A 17,093-nucleotide genomic window follows, 5' to 3' on the forward strand; every position below is an offset into this window, starting at 1 on the left:
CCTGACTGTTAGAGCCCCGCGTAGGGGTCGGGCTTCGCCTCGGTCAGGCGGTCGACCTGCTCGTCGCTGAGGTCGATGGCGGCGGCTTCGAGGTTCTCGGTCAGCTGTTCGACCGTGCGCGCGCCGACGATGGGGGCGGTCACGCCGTCGCGGTGCATGAGCCACGCGAGCGCCGTCTGTGCGGGCGTCGCGTCGACTTCCTCGGCGACCGCGTCGAGTTCGTCGTGCGCGTCGAAGTTCTCCTCGGTCAGGTAGGAGTCCTCGAACCGACTGGACTCCGCGGCGCGGGACTCGCCGGTGAGGCCCTCCTCGCGGGTGTACTTCCCGGTGAGGAAGCCCTGTCCGAGCGGGCTCCACGGGCACACCGCGATGCCGTACGAGCGGGTCATCTCCAAGTAGTCTCCCTCGATTTCGCGGTCGACGAGGTTGTACCGCGGCTGTGCGACGGTGAACGGTTCCCAGCCCTCGGCGCGGGCGATTTCGTTCGCCTTCGCCACCTTCCACGCGTTCGGTCGGAGCGTCGACGCGCCGAGGTAGTGGACCTTCCCGTCTTCGACGAGGCCGTTGAGCGTCTTCATCATCTCGCGCGTGGGGGTTTCGTCGTCCCAGCGGTGGATGTAGAGCACGTCGACGTAGTCGGTATCGAGGCGGTCGAGCAGGGCGTCGATGCGGTGGCGGACGTTCTTCCGGTTCGTCCCGAGGCTGTTCGGGTCGCCGCTTCGAATCTGCCAGTAGATTTTGGACGCGATGGTGAACCGCTCTCGGTCTCGATCTTCGAGCCAGTCGCCGATCCAGCGCTCGCTCGCCCCGCCGCCGTAGATGTCCGCGGTGTCGATGAAGCGACCGCCGGCCGCTTCGTAGGCGTCGAGGAGTTCGTGCGCGCGCTCCTCGTCGATTTCGACGTTCCCCCGTTCGGTCTCCTTGCCGAACCGCCAGGTCCCGAACTGGAGTTCGCTCGTCCGGAGGCCCGTCTCGCCGAACGGAACGAAATCCAGGTCGATGTCTTCGAGTGTCGTCATGCCCGCGCAGATACGCCGAATTACCGCAAAAACGTTGGGTAGCCGGAAGGCGATTGGGGTGAGTTGACCGCGTTCCAGTCAGGCGTTCGCGCGAATCAGCGACGCCAGTTCGTCGCGTACCTCGCTCGCGTCGGTGGTCCGAACCGTCGTCTGAACCGCCCGCTCGTCGAAGTCGCCGAGTTCGCTCAGCACGCCGCCGCGGCGGTCGACTTCGAGGTACAGTTCGAGCGCGTCTTCTCCCGGTCGGGGGACGACTTCGAGTTCGTCCAACTCACCGGCGAACGGCCCCGACGTGGGTCGGAACTCGAACTCCTGAACGAACCGCCGGGTCGAGGCGAAAACGCCGTGGGGGTCGGCCTCGCACTCGGCGCTGTGCAGCGAGAAGCCGAGGTCGTCGAGCGCGTCGAAGACGGACTGCAGCCGCGGCGTCGGTTGGACGTTCAGGTAGTCTTTGTCCTCGGGGTCGACTGCCAGTTCGATGTCGAGTTCCGTCTCGACCCACACGTCGACGTTCCCGAGGGTGACTGGGGCTCCGTGAGGGATGTCGAGCGACACGTCCCGGACCTCCTGTTCGTCGGGGTGGACCGTGAGGCTCTCCGCGAGGGTGTACTGCGCGATATCGATCTCACGGTAGCCCTCTTCGGTCCGGTAGCGGGTCTCCAGTTCGAACCGAATCTTCCCGATTTCCTGTTCCGTCGACCCTCCTTCGATGCGAACCTCGGCGTCGACCGTCTCACCGGGGCGGACGGTGTCGGAGGGGAGGACGGTATCGACGGTCGCGTTGCCGATCCCGATTCGTGCGAGGACCTTCTTCATGATGCACGCCGCAGGTGTCGCTCGCGGTGTAAGTATCTCGTGGCCCTCGCGATTCTCGTGACGGATCCGTGCGTCTCACGAGTCGGCCGGTCGGTATATCGTTCGAGGATTTCGCGTGTCACGGGGTAGTCGACCCCCGACCCCGAAAGCGGGTCACGGGTCGGCGTTCGGCCTCGCGCCGCTTCGCGTCCGGACCGGGTTCGGTGCCCACCATCGGGGTCCGGTTAGGCCGGCGCGACGGCCGTCACGTCACGTACACGTCGCCTTCGACTTCGTAGAGATACCCCTTGTTCAGGAGTTCGTCGACGGCCTCGGGGTCTTCGCCCGCCGAGCGAACCCGGCGGCGAGCGTCCGCCACGGGCATCCCCGCGTCGCGGTCGGTGACGAGGGGTCGGAGATGCTCGAACGCTCGCGTCGCGCGAGGAGAAAGCGGCGTGTGTCCACCCTGATTCGGTGTCATCGAGCCTCTATTCGCAACCACGGAGCGCTCCGTAAAGAAGGTGGGTGTCGATTCGGGTGTTCCGATACCCTCCGTTCTTCTTCGTCGGGTGTTCTCGCTTCGTCGCACACCGCTCCTCGAAACCCCCCGGGCGAAAATGGCCGACTCCTCGGGCTTCCGCCTCGAAGCCGGCGGTGAACCGCTCGCTCCGTTCGCGGATGCGTGAACCGATAGCTGTCCTGTGCTGTCTTGTCCTGCCTTGTCCTGTCTGCCTCGTCCTGCTGTTACCGTGGGACTTCGAACCGTCGGCCGGCGTCGTAGGGACAGACGTTTTTGAGGCTGTCGCAACGCGAGCCCTTCTCCCCATTACGGCCCCATTTATCCGGCAGTCCCCAACGAACGGCTGCACATGGTCGACGAAATCGCCACCGACGCCGACTGGAACGCCCTGTACATCGACGGCGAGTGGACCGAAAGCGAGAGCGGTGAGAGCATCGCAGTCGAGGACCCGTCGACCCGCGAGACGGTCGCGCACGTCCCTCGCGGGACGGAGGCCGACGTCGACGCCGCCTACGAGGCGGCCGCCGAAGCCCAAGCGGAGTGGGCCGAAGCGCCGCCCGCGAGACGACAGGAAGTCGTCGAGCAGTTCCTCCAGAAACTGCGGGAGTACGAAGCGGAAATCATCGACCTTCTCGCACACGAGGTCGGCGGCTCGCGCATCATGGGCGAGACGTCCGTCCAGATCGCCACCGACCACGCGAGCGAGGCCGCGACGCTCCCCCGGCGGATGCGGGGCGAGTACGTCGATTCCAACATCCCCGGCAAGGAGAACATCGTCCAGAAGAACCCGAAGGGCGTGGTGACGGTCATCTCGCCGTGGAACTTCCCGCTGAACCTGTCGATGCGGGCGGTCGCGCCCGCGGTCGCCGCGGGCAACGCGGTCGTGCTGAAGCCCTCGACCAACTCCCCCATCACCGGCGGGCTGCTGTTCGCCAAGCTGTTCGAGGAGACCGACCTCCCCGAGGGCGTCGTCAACGTCGTCACCGGCCGCGGCTCCGAAATCGGCGACCGCGTCGCCGGCCACCCCGAGAGCGACGTGGTGGCGTTCACCGGCTCGACCGAAGTCGGCAAGCGCGTCTCGGGCATCGCCGGAGAGAACCTCGCCGTCCCCGCGATGGAACTCGGCGGCAACAACGCCCACGTCGTGACCGAGGACGCTGACGTCGACCGCGCGGTCGACGCCGCGGTCTTCGGGAGCTTCGTCCACCAGGGGCAGGTCTGTATCTCCATCAACCGCCACATCGTCCACGAGTCGGTCTACGACGAGTACGTCGAGAAGCTGACCGCCCGGGCCGAGGAGTTGCCCGTCGGCTCCGCCCACGAGGGCGACACGGTCGTCGGCCCCATCATCGACGAGTCCCAGCGCGACGAGATGCTGGGCTACGTCGAGGAGACGGTCGACGCCGGCGCGACGCTGGAAACCGGCGGCTCGACGGCCGACCTCGACGGCGTCGACGACTCGCTGGTCGTCGAACCGACCGTCCTCTCGGGCGTGACGAACGACATGGCCGCGGCCTGCAACGAGCACTTCGGTCCCATCGCGCCCGTCATTCCGTTCTCGGACGTGGACGAGGCGGTCGAACTCGCCAACGCGACCGAGTACGGTCTCTCCGGGTCGGTCCACGCCGGCGACCTCGCCGCAGGCAAGGAAATCGCCCTCCGCATGGAGACCGGCAACGTCCACGTCAACGACCAACCCATCAACGACGAGGCGCACGTCCCGTTCAGCGGTATCGGAGCCTCCGGCGTCGGCACCTACAACAGCGACGCCTTCCTCGACGAAATCACGGAGGACAAGTGGATTTCTCTCCAGCACGAACCGCGCGACTACCCGCTGTAAGCCGGACGACGCCGAACTGAGTGAGAACTGCGGTCGGTGGCCCGATTCCTCCCTTCGTTCCGTCCTCTCACGCCCCGTCGTGCGCCAGCGACAACACGACGGCCTCGCCGGAGACGACCGTCTCGTCGCCGACGCTCGCGGTCGTCTCGACGGCGAGTCGGTCGCCGCCGAGCGACTCGACCACGGCCACCTCGGCGACCACCGTGTCACCGGGGCGGACCGGCCGCTCGAAGGACAGGTCCTGCGAGAGGTAGACAATATCGCCCGGAAGCCGCGCGAGCGCGGCGCTGACGACCGACGCGGCGAGCATCCCGTGGGCGATGCGCCCGCCGAACGTCGTCTCGGCGGCGTACTCCGCGTCGAGGTGAATCGGGTTCTCGTCGCCCGATACCTCGGCGAATCGGTCGATTGTCTCCTCGGTCACTGCGCGCTCCGCTCCCGCGCGGTCGCCGACGGTCGCGACTGGCATACGGTCGCTTCGACGGCCGCCGAACTCAATCCTCGGGTGCGGCGTGACGCCGATGTCTCGCCCGCCCTCACTCCCACGGGTTTGTCCCCAGCGCGTGGACCAGCAAAATCGCCCCGACGGCGATGCCGACGAGGACGAGCGCGACGGGGAACGCGGCGTCGAGGCCGGTCGAGAGATACGACACCCAGATTTGCACCGGGAGCGTCCGCGGGTAGTACGCCAGCATGAGCGTCGCGCCGAACTCGCCCATCGCCCGGGCGAACGTCAGAGTCACGCCGGCGAGGATGCCCTGTTTCGCCAGCGGGAGCGTCACGCGCCGGACGCTCCCGACGCGGTCCTCGCCGAGCGAGCGGGCCGCCGCTTCGAGCTGTCTGTCCACGCCGTCGAAGGCCGTCTTCGCGGTCACGACCAGAAACGGCGAGGCGACGTAGGTCTGGGCGAGGACGACCCCGACGAGCGAGCGCGTCAGCGGGACGCTCGTCAGTTGGCCGAGGCCGGCGGGGCCGACGAGCTTGAGGAGTAGCATCCCGCTGACGACCGGCGGGAGAACCAGCGGGAGCATCACCAGCGCCAGAATCACGTCGCGGCCGCGGAACGACGTGCGCGAGAGCCAGTAGGCCAAGGGGACGCCGAAGGCGACGGCGACCAGCGTGCTGAGCGTCGCCGCGACGACGGAGTTGGTGGCGGCGGTCAGGACGACCTCGCTCGTCACGTCGGCGGCCAGCGACGCCGGCGACTGCGCGAGGACGAGCGCGCCGATGGGAAGCAGGTAGTAGATGAGGAGCATCCCGGCGAGAACCAGCGTCAGGCCTCGCCACGTCTCGGGCAGGAGTCGCGTGACGCCGCGCTCGCGGCGGTTAGGCTGTCGGTGGGACATCTCCGAAGTAGTGTGGGTGGCTCTCGCGCACGGTGAACCCGGAGGGTTCGAGGAGGTCGCCGGCGGTCCCGACGAGCGCCTCGAACACCGACTTCGCCGCCGCCGTGTCGGTGCGGCGCGTCGCGGCGTACCGGATTGGCGCACCGCGGACGGTGACGCCCCCCGGAAGCGTGTAGGAAGCCGTCTCGTACGCCGACGCGTGGTCGGGGTCGCTCAGGTTGATTGCGGCCGGGAGTTCGAGGGACGGGTAGCCGCGCTCGACGGCCATGCTCCGGTAGACGAACGCCGCGTCGACGCCGCCGGCGTCGAACTGCGCGAGCAGTTGCGTCTCGGGGTATACCTGGTCGCGCCGGAGCAGGTCGTCGGCCAGCGCCGGCCGGTCGTAGTGGTCGGCCGCGAGCGCGAGCGCGAACCGCGTCCGGTAGCCCAGCGGGTCGAGGTCGGGGTCGGTTCGGCCGAGGCTGACCGCGTCGTCGAGGAGGGCGTCGGGCCACGACGCGGCTTCGGCGACCCGCGTTCCGCCGTCGGTCTGCGGGTTGTACGCGACGACGAGCGCGTTGTTGGCGAACGTGGCGTACCACGGCACCGAAAGCGGCGCGTCGAACAGCGTCGGGTCCGCGAGCGCGACGATGTCGGGGTCGCGTTGGCCGTCGGCGACCATCCGAGCCACGCGCGCTGAGCCGTGAGCCTCGACCTCGACGCGGGTCCCTTCCGGCGATTCGAATTCGGTGGTGAGCGCCCGCTGGAGGCTTCCGGCGGCGAGAACCGACACGGTCGGTGTCGAGCCCGCCCGGCCGAGACAGCCCGCCGTCGCGGTGAAACCGGCCGCCGCGACCCCGCCGACGGCCGCGAGGAACGTCCGCCTGCTCGACGCACCGCGCGCGTCACGACTCATCGCCGCACCTCGCATCTCATCGCCGCACCTCGCATCTCATCGCCGCACCTCGCATCTCATCGCCGCACCTCGCATCTCATCGCCGCACCTCGCATCTCATCGCCGCACCTCGCACCCGGCGGCGACCCGCGCCAACTCAGTGCGCGTGTTCACGTTCGTCACCGACCGGCCGACGCTCTCGGGAAGCGCGTCGAACCCGACGTACTCGACGCCGTCGACGCGGTCCAAGAGCGCCCCGAGGCCGTCGTCGGGAGCGAGTTCGAAGGCGTTGTCCCGGACCGCAGACCGACGGTACAGGGCGTGGAGCGGTTCGTGACCCCGCTCGGAGACGGGGACGATGGCCGGCGGGACGGAACGGTCGCCGCCGGTGGAGGCGAGGCGGTCACCGTCCGCGGAGACGAGGTGGTCGCCGTCGCCGTCTCGCCGGGCGGCGCGCTCGAACAGCGCCGCCACCGCGTGCGGTTCGAGAAGCGGCATATCACAGCCGGCGACGAACAGCCACGGTGTCGCGGCCGCCTCGGCGGCCGCGGCGACGCCGGCGAGCGGCCCCGACAGACTCGGGTCGTCGCCGACGAACCGCACGCCCCACGCCGCCGGAAGCGCCGCGGTGAGACGCTCGTGCTGGCCGGCGGTCCGAACCGCGACTATCGGGGGGCGACCCGTCACGGTTCGGAGCGTCCCGACGACGCGCCGAATTAGCGGCTCTCCGTCGAGCGTCGCGAGGGCCTTGTGTCCGGGTCCGAAGCGACTGCTCTCGCCGCCGGCGAGGACGACGGCCGTCGCGTCCGGCGCGGTCCGTGGACTCGGCGGGGTCGCCGCTGTCGGCGCGTCCGTCCGGCTCGGTCGGTTCTGTCTCTCTCGCGTCATCTGGTCAGGGCTTCTTGAAGATGTCTTCGAGCGATTCGGGGTCGGTTGCGGGGTCGAGCGCGCGCGCCTCGACGGCGCGGACGCCTTTCACCGTCCGCGACCCGTCGACGTCGGGGGCAATAAAGCGCGTCTCGTAGTCGTGTTCCTCGCGGATGGGCGTCCCGTCGCGGGCGTAGGCGACGACGGCGTCGAACGCGGCGTACACGTCGATGCAGACCCGATAGCCGTCGGCGCTCTCGACCACGAGGTGCGTCGTCTCGTCGTCGAGGCCGGCGTCGGCAAAGAGGTCGAGGACCGGAACCCCGGTCCACGTCGCGGTGTGTCGCGTCCCCGACGCGCACGCGACCGTCACCGTTCGGTCCTCGGCGGGCAACCCGCGTAGCTCCGGGCCGGACAGCGACACCCTACTGTCGCCGCGGACGAGAATCGGCTCGGAGAGGGGGGTCGCCGGCCGCGACCGGTCGTGGTGTGCGTGCATGCGTACTCACTAGTCCGATATTGGTTGACTCTAACGGTGTATGTAACCGCTGATAATTAAGGCTTTTAAAGAGCCCCCGAAAACCGAGTCGGCTCGGTGCGAGAGCGAACTGGCGATTCTATTCGGTTCGGCGGTTCCAACGCGGCCGAGTGTCAGTCTTTGACCACCTCTCGCGTCGTCCGGGCGAGCGCCGCGTAGAACGGCGACCGCGTCTCGGCTTCGACCCGGTCGCAGAGGTCGCCGACCCACCGCGTGAGATGTTCGTCGCGGAACTGGTCGAGGCGGTCGTCGCGGCCGCGTTCGGCGAGGTGCGCGCAGAACTCCAGTTCCGTCGCCACGTGGTCCGGCAGGTCGCGCTGCTCGGGCCGGTGCTCGACGCCGAACGCCCGATACCAGCGCTCGACTGCCATCGTCGCCGGCCCCAGTACCTCGCCGAACTCGTCGTCGCTCTCCCTGTCGCGGTAGACGCTCTCGTAGGGCGGACACGGCGGCCCGTCCGGGCCGATGAACAGCCGGGCGTACTCGCTCCGAAGCGCGTGGAGTTCGAGCGATTCCAGCGGGCCGAAAAGCGCCGACAGCCCGCCGCCGTTGGCGACGTCGACCAACCGCTCGGTCGGCTCGCGCCAGCAGGCCGCGAGGACCGCGTACGTCGCCGTCCGGGCCGACTCGAAGGCGTCGCCGGCCGCGCCGCCGGCCGCGTCGTGTTCCTCGCTCGCGTTTCGCGCGGCGGGTTCGTTCATCGGTCTTCCCCCCGCGTCTCGCCTCCGTCGGTCGCCACCGCGGTCGATTCGTTTTCGGCTTGAATCGGGACGTACCGGAGTCCGAAGGTGACGATGAGCGCGCCGATGGCGATGACGCCCGCGGTGACCGCAATCTCGACGAGCGTGGGGGTGTACGACCCCGCGCTCGCCCAGATGTCGGTCGTCACCCCGGCGTACTCGCCGCCGACGGAGATGCCGGGCGCGGCGTCGATGTTGGCCGCGTCGTAGCCCGTGAAGACCAACCGAACCCCCTCGAACGTCGTCCCGAACACCGCGAGGGCGCTGGCGGTGAAGATGACCGACACGCGCTCGCGGAACGACGGGAGCGCGAGCATCGCCAGCGGGACCGCCCCGCCGACGACCGTCCAGAGCCAGAAGTACGCCGACTCGCCGATGAGGAAGCTCCCCGTGATGGCCCAGAACCCGAAGTGGTCGGCCCACGCGTGCGGGAGGCGCTCGGCCGCGAGCAGGTAGACGACGTGGAACGCGAGGAAGATGCCGAGCACCTTCCCGAGGCTCGTGAGTTCCTCGCGGTCGACGGTAAAGCGGGTGAACCGCGAGGCGAGGACGGACACGACCAACAGCAGGCCGAGGCCGGAGACGAGCGCCTTGGCGATGAACACCGGCGCGACGAGCGGGCTGAACCAGTCGCCGCGGCCGATTTGCGTGGCGAAAATCCACCCGGTGACCGAGTGGAGCGCGACCGCGGTCGGCAGTGCGACGGCGGCGGTCCAGAACATGAGCGTCCGGTCGCGCTCGCGGCCGGCGTCCGTGTCCTCGACGCCGAGCGCCAGCCGCGACCCGCGGGCCGCGAGGTCGCGCCGGGTCAGGAGCCAGAGATACCAGAGGTTCAGCGCGCCGTAGAGGATGACGATGCCGAAGTCCCACACCATCGGCGACCGGAAGTCCGGCGAGGTGAAAAACTGGTAGAGGCGCTCGGGGCGGCCGATGTCGGGCAGGATGAGGAGCCCGGCGACGGTGATGCACGCGAGGCTCACCAGCACGCCGAGGCGGGCGAATCCCTCGTAGCGGTGCGAGTGGAAGAACTTCGGCGCGCTGGAGATGATGAGCCCGCCGGCCGACAGCCCGACGAACAGGACGAACATCATGATGTACAGCCCCCACGAGAACACGTTGCGCATCCCCGTGACGACGAGGCCGGTGGCGAGTTGGTAGGCCCACGCGGCGACGCCGACTACGACGAGCGCGGCGAGGAAGCCCACCCAGAGCTTCCCGGCGCTCCCGAACTCGGGGACGACGAACCGCGAGGTGGCGGTCTCTCTCGACATCAGTCGTCACCCCCCTCGAACGCGGGGACGTGCGGAAGCGCGTCGTTCGACAGCGAGCCGTGCGACCCGCCGCCGCCGCTTCCGCCGGTTTCCTCGACCGGACCGTTGTCCTTCGGCTCCGACCAGACCGACACGTCGTCGAGTTCGCTCTCCATCTTGTCGGAGGTCTGCGGGCGACCCGGACTCATCTCGCCGCGGATGTAGTACGTCTTCGGGTCGGTGCCGCGGTCTTCGAGCAGTCGCGTCGTCTGGTACTTCCTGATGTACTTCGAGACGGTGCTTTCCTCGTTGTCGAGGTCGCCGAAGATGCGGGCGTCAGCCGGGCAGTTCACGACGCAGGCGGGGTCGAGCCCCTCCTCGACGCGGTGGGAACAGAACGTACACTTCTCGACGACGCCCTGCGGGCGGGCCGGCACGTCGCCGGTCCCGTCTTCGGGGACCGTCTGCGGTTCGTCCCAGTTGAACACGCGGGCGTTGTACGGGCAGGCGGCCATGCAGTAGCGACAGCCGATACACTTGTCGTAGTCGATTTCGACGATGCCGTCCTCGCGGGTGTAGGTCGCGTTGACCGGACACACTTTCACGCACGGCGCGTTCTCGCAGTGCTGGCAGGCCGTCGGCTGGTAGGACATCTCCAGCGTGCCGTCCTCGCCGTTCTCCGGGTACGTCCCGGCCGGCGTGTCCATCTTGTCGCCCCCCTCGGTGAGCACGCGGTTCCAGTACTGGCCGAGGCCGACGTTGTTCTCCTGTTTACACGTCACGGCGCAGGCGTGACAGCCGATACACCGCTCCTGGTCGATTACTAAGCCGTAGTTAGTCATGGTCAGTCACCTCCCGCCCCGGCGCTGGTCGCGCCCGAACCGGTCGGCTGGCCGCTCGTGTACTTGCTCGTGTCGACGTCGCTCGGTGCCGGTTCGACCTCGACCCTGGTGTCGTAGAACGCGAAGTTCCCGGTCACCTCGCAGACGTCCGTGTGCGTCAGGTCGTTGTGGTGGCCGCGGACGTAGTCGCGTCCCCACCAGCCCTGGTCGGTGTTCACCAGCCCGGGTTGCATGCCGTCGTTCAGTTTCGCCTTCACGACCATCTCGCCGCGCTCGTTGTGGACGCGGACGTAGTCGCCGTCCTCGATGCCGCGGGCGGCGGCGTCCTTCGGGTTGATGTCCAACTGCGGCTCGTTGTTTATCTCCCGGAGCCAGTTTTGGTACTCGTACTGCGAGTGGATGCGCCACTTCGAGTGCTTCTGGATGAACATCAGCGGATAGTCCGCCGCCGTGTCCCAGTCGTCGGCCGTCCGGCTCTCCATGTGCTTCGGCAGTTCCAGCGTGACGCCGTTTTCGGTCGGCGCGTCCTCGTCGTACAGTTCCAGCCGGCCCGACGGGGTGTTGAACGGCCCCGTGAACTTGACGACCGGCGTGCTCACCTTCACCGTCCCCTGTTCTCTCAGCGTCTCGTAGTCCACCTCGTCGTCGTGGGCGAGCATCTCGCGCAGCGTCGCCGACTTGTCGCGGTTGAAGTAGTCGCCGAAGCCGAGGCGCTCGGCCAGCCTGACCAGCATCCAGTGGTCGGACTTCGACTCCCACAGCGGGTCGTGGGCGGGCTGGCGGTACATGATGTGGGGGTGGCCGCCCCACGTGTCCACGACGTCCTCGCGTTCGAACCAGTGGGACGCGGGCAGGATGATGTCCGCGTGCTGGACCGACGGCGTGTGGTGCATGTCGGCGACGGCGATGAGGTCGAGGTTCTTCGACGCCTCCAGCCACCGCTGTCTGTCCGGCATCTGGTTGGCGATGAAGTTCGACTCCTGGGAGTACATCACCTTCAGCTGATAGGGGTCGCCGGACTCTATCGCGGTGAGGATGTCCGTCTGCGGGAGCGACGTCGTTCCGGGCCCGTCCTCGGGTGAGCCGTAGCCGCCGTCGTCGTACGACCCGCCGAGCGGGTGGCTCCCCTGAATGCTCCCGTGGCGACCGAAGTCGCCGGTCAGCCCGAGGAGGATGGCGTACGCCTGCCCGAAGGTGTGGCCGTACTTGTAGCGGTCGACGCCGTAGCCCGAGGCGATGCCGCCGGGGCCGCGCGTGGCGAGCCACCGGACCGCGGTCCGGATGTTGTCGGCGTTGATGCCGACCTCGGCCGCGACGGCGTCGGCGTCGTAGTCGGCGACGTGGGCTTCGAGGAGCGAAAGCGCCGTGTGGCAGGCGACGCCGGCGACGGTGTACTCGCCGAACAGCGCGTACTCGCCGTACGTTTCGGGTTCGAGCGCGACCGGCTCGCCCGTCGACTCGTCGACCGCGACGGGCAGGTCCTCGGTCACGTCGTCGAACACGTCGCTCGCGTCGAGCAGTTCGCCCGTGTCGTCGCGGACGAGCGCCGGCCCGAGCGTCCGCCTTCTGAGGAACTCGGTGTCGTAGGTCTCGTCGTCGAGGACCGTCTTAATCATCGACAGGGTCAGGAGCGTGTCCTTGCCCGGCTTGATGGGGAGCCAGAGATCGGCCTTCGCGGCGGTGTTCGTGAACACGGGGTCGACGCAGACGAGCTTCGCGCCGTTTTCGACCGCGTCGAGGAGCTTCGAGGCGTCCTGTTGGAGGTTGCTGGCGAAGATGTCCGACCCCCAGACGATGACGGTGTTCGCGTTCCGCCAGTCGACCACCTCGTTGGTCGGCACGTTGAAGAAGCCGGCCCCGGCGAGCCGGCTGAAGCCGAGTCCGACGTTGATGTCGATGGACCACGACTTCTGGGTCCCGCCGAACAGCGACGACAGCCGGCTCTGGATGGTGCCGCTGACGCCGTTGTTTCCCGACCCCGTCTCGAAGTAGACGCTCTCGGGGCCGTAGTCGTCGCGGACGCGCTCCATCTCGGCGGCGATGTAGTCGAGCGCCTCGTCCCACGCGACGCGCTCGAACTCGGCGTCGTCGCCGCGGCCCTCGGGGTTCGGACTCCCCGGCTCCCAGCCGACGCGCTTCATCGGGTATTTGAGCCGCGTGGCGTTGTAGATGCGCTGGGTGTGCGACAGCCCGAGGGTGCAGGCGCGCTTGTACCGCTCGTCTTCGGGAATCTGCGGCTCGATTTTCCTGACGCGCCCGTCGCGGACGTGCGCTTCGAGCGGGCATTTCCCGCGGCAGTTCGGCGCGCACGCCGTCCTGATAATCTCGTCCTGTCCGACGTAGCTCTCGATGCCGGGGTTCTGTCTCGACGCCGCCTCGTCGCCGGTCTCGGCCAGCGAGGAGGCGTAGCCGCCGCCCCCGAGTCCGAGCGCGACGGCCGCGGCCCCGCTGGCCTTCAGCACGTCGCGTCTGAACACGCCGTCGCCGTCACCCCCCTTCGGGCCGCTCCCGTCGTCACTCATCGAACCCCTCCGGCTCGGTCGGGCGGGAGTCCTCGCCGAACTCCGCGACGACCGCCTCGTGATATTTCTCGTGGAACGCCGCGTCGGAGAGCTCGCCGTTCGAGACCCGAATCGCGTCGCGGGCCATCCGCAGTCCCAACTCGGCGTCGTAGTCGCCCCCGTCGAGGATGGTCGCCGCTTCCGACTCCCACTCGTCGAGCGGAGTCAGTCGCGGCTGTTGTGGGTCGGTCATAGGTACACACGTACTGTGGAGGCCTCCCCCGGTAGGCCGCCCGCTGGATAATGAAGCAGTTTATGTACTCGCCGACGCGCGGACCGCCTCGGACGTCAACCGTCTGCCGTTTTTCGCTCGGCCGACTCGGCCGTCACTCGGAGTCGAACACCGCCGTCGCGAGCTTCGCTTCCACCGCGTTCAGCCGCTGGGAGAGCGCCGACTTCGAGATGCCGAGCGCCTCCGCGAGCGCCGCCAACTCCGTCCGCCGCGGCGTCTCGTAGTAGCCGTGGTGGACGGCGATGAGCGCCGCCTCGCGCTGTTTCGCCGTGAGCGACGAGAGGTCGATGGTCGCCGTCTTCGACTCGTTCGAATCGCCGCGCCCGTCGGAGGTGAGCCGCCTGAGACAGACGCGCTCGGCCACCTCGTCGAGCCGCCCCACGAGGTTCGAAATCGTCTCGCGGTCCGAGAGATACGTCTCGACGACGATGTGTTTCCCGTCGGCGCGTCGGATACGCGGCACGCACCCGAACTCCCCGAACGCCCGACAGAGGCAGTCGTCGCCGACGTGCGTCGTCGTGTGAACCACCTTCGAGGTTTCCCCGTCGCCGACGGTTACTTCGGCGTGGCAGGTGTCTCCGTCAAGCTGGGTGTGAACGTTCTCGACCGACGACTCGGGGGCGGCTAACGGGCATGAACAGCGTTTCGCGGGCTCGATTTCCAACAGGAGTCGGATGTGTTGCTCTCGCGACGTGTCGTGTTCCGCCTCCGCGACGCCGCCCGTGGAATCAGCCATCGTGTTCAGTCGGTCAACACCGGGGAAGTGGGTTGTGCTGGTTCTCAGGTTTCGGAACTCCGCCGTCTCGTCGGCGCATAGACGGTCGCCGGCCCGAATCGAGGCGTCGGGTCCGAAATCCACACATTCATTATTCTCAGAAAGCATTTCTGAATTACATGTTCGGGGTCCAGTCCGAGCTGGCGGTATTCGTCCTCCTGATGCTCGTCTGGACCGTCTTCGTGCTCTACTCGGCGTCGGTCTTCACGTGGCTCGTCGAGGTGCTCGTCCTCGCGTGGCGACAGACGACCTCCGCCGGCGATGTCGTCTACGGCTACGACGACATCCAAGTGCGCGTCATCACCATCGACGCCGCGGACATCGTCCAGTCGACGGTCGACGCGGTCCCCGACGACCTCGCGGACGTGCGAGTCGTCGCCGAGAAGCCGATTTCGGTGGACGGCGCGTCGGTCCACGTCGTCCCGGAGGAGTTCACCTGCACGGCGACCCACAAGGGCCGAGCGCTCGAATGGGCGCGCCGCGAGGTGCCCTGCGACGAGGAGTTCGTCCTCTACCTCGACGAGGACACGCTGATGGCGAACTTCGCGGGGTTGCCGGAGGGCGATATCGTCCAGATTACGGAGCTTCCGCTGTACACCGGGTCGTGGGTGACGTACCTCTCGGAGGTGTTCCGCATCGGCTACCAGCGCGAACAGCGGGCGTTCGGCCGGTTCAGCTTCCCGCTGTACGCGTGGGGCGGCGGCATCGCGATTCGGTCGAGCCTCGAAAACGAAATCACGTGGGACTCGAAGACCATCACCGAGGACACGGACTTCGCGTGGCGCGCCGCCAGCGCGTCGGACCTCGATTTCACCGTGCTGAACTGCAAGTTCCGCAATCAGGCCCCGCCGTCGGTGCCGACGATGCTCAAACAGCGGCGGCGGTGGTTCTCCGGGACGCGGCAGGACTCAGACTTGCTCCCGCTGCACTATCAGGCGTTCCTGCAGTTCCGCCTCGTCGCGTGGGGCTTTTCGCCGCTCATCCCGCTGATAACGGTCGTCACGTTCCTCGTCCCCGGCGCGCTCCCCGACCTGATGCTCTACCGAATCGGCTCGCTCATCGAGTTCGCCACGCTGTTCGTCGTGACGGGCGTCGGCGTCGCGAGCTACTGGGCCGAGTCGAAACTCGCGCTCCTCGCGGTCCCGTGGACGCCGATTCTCGTCGTCCTCAACACCGCGGGCGCCCTCTGGGGGTTCGTCTCCCCGGTCGAACACTTCACCGTCACGACGAAGGTGCCGCTGGAGACGGTCGAAGAGCGCAACCCCGCGTTCGAACCCGGCTCGCTCACGGACCACGACGGCCGGAACGACCTGCCGGAACAGCTGGATGTGACCAGATTCACGAGCGAACTCCGCGAATCGTTTCATATCGATGATGATTAATATGGGCTCGTCCGAGCCGAGTCGTTCTCGCGGTTGCGCCCGATAATACCCCGATAAATACAGCGTGTTCGCCGGTACTGTCTGTCGATTTTCCCGCGTCGCCATCCCGTGGGAATCGAATCAAGCCTTATCCACCGAATCCGCGAACTGTTACTCGTATGTCACCGAGAAATCAAATTCATCATTATCGTTCACGGCGCTCGGCTGTGACCGGCACGACGGCCCGCGCGTACCGTCTCGGTACCGGGGGTGAGTTCCCGTGGCGATAGTCGACTCACTCGTCGGCAACGGGTTGTTCGTCCTGTTCCTCGCGGTGCTCATCGGGATGGGGCTCGGCAAAATCAGCGTCCGCGGCGTCAAGTTCGGCGTCGCGGGGCCGCTGTTCGCGGGGTTGGTGCTCGGCCACTTCGGCTTCACCGTCCCCGACGCGTACAGCGGACTCACGCTGGCGCTGTTCGTCGCCGCGGTCGGCCTCATCGCGGCCCACGAAATCGAGGGAACCGTCAAGGCGTACGGCCTCAACTTCGTCGCCGTCGCGGTGCTGATGCCGACCGTCGCGCTGGCGCTCACGTACGTCTGGACGCAGTTCGTCTTCCCCAACGCGTCGACGCCCCTCATCATGGGGTCGTTCTCGGGCGCGCTGACGAGCAGTCCGGGGCTCGGGTCGGCCATCGAGGCGCTCCCCGCGGCCGTCCGGCAGGACTACCAAATCGGTCACTCCGTCGGCTACGTCGTCGGCGTGCTCGTCATCGTCGTGTTCCAGCAGTTGTACCCCGTCATCGCCCGCCTCGACCTCGATGACGAAAAACGCCGCTTCGACGAGGCTATCGGCGGCACCGACGACGACGAATCGGGCTCGTCGGTCACCGAGGTGACGTTCAGCGTGATGGGCTACGCGCTCGTCATCGTCGCCGGCGCGGTCATCGGGTCGATTCCGATTCCGATGGGACCGTTCGGCACGCCCTCGCTCGGGACGACCGGCGGCGTGCTCGTCGCGGCGCTCGTCTTCGGCTACTTCGGCCGGGTCGGCCCCGTACCGACGCGGATGGACACCGGCATCCTCTCGGAGATTCGGGCGTTCACGCTGGCGATGTTCCTCGCGGTCGTCGGCGTGGGTGCCGGCGGCGGCTTCCTCGCCACCATCGCCGAGTACGGCCTCCAAATCGTGGCGGCCTCGGCGCTCACGAGCTTCGTCGCCATCCTCGCCGGCCTCGCGCTCACGCGGTACGTCTGGGGCATGGACTGGATAAGCGCCGCCGGCGGCATCACCGGCGGCCACACCGACACGAAAGGGCTCGCGGCCGCCGTCGACGCCACCGGGGCCGACGAGGTCGCCGCGGGCTACGGTAACACCTACCCCTTCGCGCTCCTGTTCATGGTAGTCTACGCGAAGCTACTCGTCCTCGTCATCCCGCTCGCCGCGTAGCGAGTCGAGAATCGAGTGCGTTCGACGCGGTCGCGCGCCCAGTGCGGTCGCGCCCGCCCTCGGTCGAAGTCGGTGACACCGACGAC

17 protein-coding genes are annotated in these 17,093 nt (G+C 68.0%); 3 read left to right on the top strand and 14 right to left on the bottom strand.

Annotated elements, in window-relative coordinates; genetic code table 11:
- Positions 1-8 precede the first annotated feature (8 nt).
- From NDI65_RS10010 to NDI65_RS10020, 3 genes are all read right to left on the bottom strand, one after another.
- On the bottom strand, positions 9-1,019 hold the full coding sequence (locus tag NDI65_RS10010) for an aldo/keto reductase (RefSeq protein WP_089779993.1): 1,011 nt from the start codon (positions 1,017-1,019) through the stop codon (positions 9-11).
- A 78-nt stretch (positions 1,020-1,097) separates the two neighbouring features.
- Complete coding sequence (locus NDI65_RS10015; RefSeq protein WP_089779991.1) at positions 1,098-1,835, bottom strand: sporulation protein; 738 nt, start codon at positions 1,833-1,835, stop codon at positions 1,098-1,100.
- Between the two features lie 244 nt (positions 1,836-2,079).
- Entirely contained in the window at positions 2,080-2,295 is a 216-nt protein-coding gene (locus NDI65_RS10020) for a hypothetical protein (RefSeq protein WP_089779989.1), read from the bottom strand.
- Positions 2,296-2,683: 388 nt separating this feature from the next.
- On the opposite strand from NDI65_RS10020, the gene NDI65_RS10025 reads away from it, so the two are divergent.
- The gene (locus NDI65_RS10025; RefSeq protein WP_089779987.1) at positions 2,684-4,174 is read left to right on the top strand and encodes an aldehyde dehydrogenase family protein; all 1,491 of its coding nucleotides are present in this window, start codon (positions 2,684-2,686) and stop codon (positions 4,172-4,174) included.
- 67 nt (positions 4,175-4,241) lie between these two features.
- Here the strand turns inward: NDI65_RS10025 and NDI65_RS10030 are convergent, their stop codons facing one another.
- The 11 genes from NDI65_RS10030 to NDI65_RS10080 all read right to left on the bottom strand — a co-directional run bounded on the left by NDI65_RS10030 (position 4,242) and on the right by NDI65_RS10080 (position 14,160).
- Complete coding sequence (locus NDI65_RS10030; protein WP_089779985.1) at positions 4,242-4,643, bottom strand: MaoC/PaaZ C-terminal domain-containing protein; 402 nt, start codon at positions 4,641-4,643, stop codon at positions 4,242-4,244.
- A 67-nt stretch (positions 4,644-4,710) separates the two neighbouring features.
- Positions 4,711-5,520, bottom strand: a complete 810-nt coding sequence (locus NDI65_RS10035; protein WP_089779983.1) for an ABC transporter permease — start codon at positions 5,518-5,520, stop codon at positions 4,711-4,713.
- Positions 5,501-6,415, bottom strand: coding sequence for an extracellular solute-binding protein (locus tag NDI65_RS10040; RefSeq protein WP_089779981.1), 915 nt, complete (start codon positions 6,413-6,415; stop codon positions 5,501-5,503). The genes NDI65_RS10035 and NDI65_RS10040 overlap by 20 nt, the downstream gene beginning before the upstream one ends.
- A 96-nt stretch (positions 6,416-6,511) precedes the next feature.
- The gene (locus NDI65_RS10045; RefSeq protein WP_089779979.1) at positions 6,512-7,282 is read right to left on the bottom strand and encodes a molybdenum cofactor guanylyltransferase; all 771 of its coding nucleotides are present in this window, start codon (positions 7,280-7,282) and stop codon (positions 6,512-6,514) included.
- Positions 7,283-7,286: 4 nt separating this feature from the next.
- Complete coding sequence (locus tag NDI65_RS10050) at positions 7,287-7,760, bottom strand: molybdopterin-dependent oxidoreductase (RefSeq protein WP_089779978.1); 474 nt, start codon at positions 7,758-7,760, stop codon at positions 7,287-7,289.
- Between the two features lie 152 nt (positions 7,761-7,912).
- Positions 7,913-8,500 (bottom strand): molecular chaperone TorD family protein, encoded by a 588-nt coding sequence (locus NDI65_RS10055; protein ID WP_089779977.1) that lies wholly within the window; start codon positions 8,498-8,500, stop codon positions 7,913-7,915.
- A complete protein-coding gene (gene nrfD, locus NDI65_RS10060) occupies positions 8,497-9,810 on the bottom strand; it encodes an NrfD/PsrC family molybdoenzyme membrane anchor subunit (protein ID WP_089779976.1) in 1,314 nt (437 codons plus the stop codon). Before nrfD ends, NDI65_RS10055 begins: the two co-directional genes overlap by 4 nt.
- Positions 9,810-10,631 (bottom strand): sulfate reduction electron transfer complex DsrMKJOP subunit DsrO, encoded by an 822-nt coding sequence (dsrO, locus tag NDI65_RS10065; protein WP_089779975.1) that lies wholly within the window; start codon positions 10,629-10,631, stop codon positions 9,810-9,812. The genes nrfD and dsrO overlap by 1 nt, the downstream gene beginning before the upstream one ends.
- A 2-nt stretch (positions 10,632-10,633) precedes the next feature.
- A complete protein-coding gene (locus NDI65_RS10070) occupies positions 10,634-13,153 on the bottom strand; it encodes a molybdopterin-dependent oxidoreductase (protein ID WP_089779973.1) in 2,520 nt (839 codons plus the stop codon).
- A complete protein-coding gene (locus NDI65_RS10075; protein ID WP_089779971.1) occupies positions 13,146-13,385 on the bottom strand; it encodes a 4Fe-4S ferredoxin N-terminal domain-containing protein in 240 nt (79 codons plus the stop codon). Before NDI65_RS10075 ends, NDI65_RS10070 begins: the two co-directional genes overlap by 8 nt.
- Before the next feature lie 133 nt (positions 13,386-13,518).
- Positions 13,519-14,160, bottom strand: coding sequence for a helix-turn-helix domain-containing protein (locus NDI65_RS10080; RefSeq protein ID WP_089780516.1), 642 nt, complete (start codon positions 14,158-14,160; stop codon positions 13,519-13,521).
- A gap of 158 nt (positions 14,161-14,318) precedes the next feature.
- On the opposite strand from NDI65_RS10080, the gene NDI65_RS10085 reads away from it, so the two are divergent.
- Together NDI65_RS10085 and NDI65_RS10090 are read left to right on the top strand one after the other, a co-directional pair.
- The gene (locus NDI65_RS10085; protein ID WP_089779969.1) at positions 14,319-15,581 is read left to right on the top strand and encodes a glycosyltransferase family 2 protein; all 1,263 of its coding nucleotides are present in this window, start codon (positions 14,319-14,321) and stop codon (positions 15,579-15,581) included.
- A gap of 259 nt (positions 15,582-15,840) precedes the next feature.
- Positions 15,841-17,007, top strand: coding sequence for a hypothetical protein (locus tag NDI65_RS10090; RefSeq protein WP_089779966.1), 1,167 nt, complete (start codon positions 15,841-15,843; stop codon positions 17,005-17,007).
- Positions 17,008-17,093 lie beyond the last annotated feature (86 nt).

Source organism: Haloferax sp. S2CR25, from assembly GCF_031624535.1.
In the GTDB taxonomy this organism is placed as follows: Archaea; Halobacteriota; Halobacteria; order Halobacteriales; family Haloferacaceae; genus Haloferax; species Haloferax massiliensis.

What these genes read in the sequence shown, in the direction of transcription:
- NDI65_RS10010 (WP_089779993.1), bottom strand. Translation starts at nt 1,019, where the DNA reads ATGACGACACTCGAAGACATCGACCTGGATTTCGTTCCGTTCGGCGAG.
- NDI65_RS10015 (WP_089779991.1), bottom strand. Translation starts at nt 1,835, where the DNA reads ATGAAGAAGGTCCTCGCACGAATCGGGATCGGCAACGCGACCGTCGAT.
- NDI65_RS10020 (WP_089779989.1), bottom strand. Translation starts at nt 2,295, where the DNA reads ATGACACCGAATCAGGGTGGACACACGCCGCTTTCTCCTCGCGCGACG.
- NDI65_RS10025 (WP_089779987.1), top strand. Translation starts at nt 2,684, where the DNA reads ATGGTCGACGAAATCGCCACCGACGCCGACTGGAACGCCCTGTACATC.
- NDI65_RS10030 (WP_089779985.1), bottom strand. Translation starts at nt 4,643, where the DNA reads ATGCCAGTCGCGACCGTCGGCGACCGCGCGGGAGCGGAGCGCGCAGTG.
- NDI65_RS10035 (WP_089779983.1), bottom strand. Translation starts at nt 5,520, where the DNA reads ATGTCCCACCGACAGCCTAACCGCCGCGAGCGCGGCGTCACGCGACTC.
- NDI65_RS10040 (WP_089779981.1), bottom strand. Translation starts at nt 6,415, where the DNA reads ATGAGTCGTGACGCGCGCGGTGCGTCGAGCAGGCGGACGTTCCTCGCG.
- NDI65_RS10045 (WP_089779979.1), bottom strand. Translation starts at nt 7,282, where the DNA reads ATGACGCGAGAGAGACAGAACCGACCGAGCCGGACGGACGCGCCGACA.
- NDI65_RS10050 (WP_089779978.1), bottom strand. Translation starts at nt 7,760, where the DNA reads ATGCACGCACACCACGACCGGTCGCGGCCGGCGACCCCCCTCTCCGAG.
- NDI65_RS10055 (WP_089779977.1), bottom strand. Translation starts at nt 8,500, where the DNA reads ATGAACGAACCCGCCGCGCGAAACGCGAGCGAGGAACACGACGCGGCC.
- nrfD (WP_089779976.1), bottom strand. Translation starts at nt 9,810, where the DNA reads ATGTCGAGAGAGACCGCCACCTCGCGGTTCGTCGTCCCCGAGTTCGGG.
- dsrO (WP_089779975.1), bottom strand. Translation starts at nt 10,631, where the DNA reads ATGACTAACTACGGCTTAGTAATCGACCAGGAGCGGTGTATCGGCTGT.
- NDI65_RS10070 (WP_089779973.1), bottom strand. Translation starts at nt 13,153, where the DNA reads ATGAGTGACGACGGGAGCGGCCCGAAGGGGGGTGACGGCGACGGCGTG.
- NDI65_RS10075 (WP_089779971.1), bottom strand. Translation starts at nt 13,385, where the DNA reads ATGACCGACCCACAACAGCCGCGACTGACTCCGCTCGACGAGTGGGAG.
- NDI65_RS10080 (WP_089780516.1), bottom strand. Translation starts at nt 14,160, where the DNA reads ATGGCTGATTCCACGGGCGGCGTCGCGGAGGCGGAACACGACACGTCG.
- NDI65_RS10085 (WP_089779969.1), top strand. Translation starts at nt 14,319, where the DNA reads ATGTTCGGGGTCCAGTCCGAGCTGGCGGTATTCGTCCTCCTGATGCTC.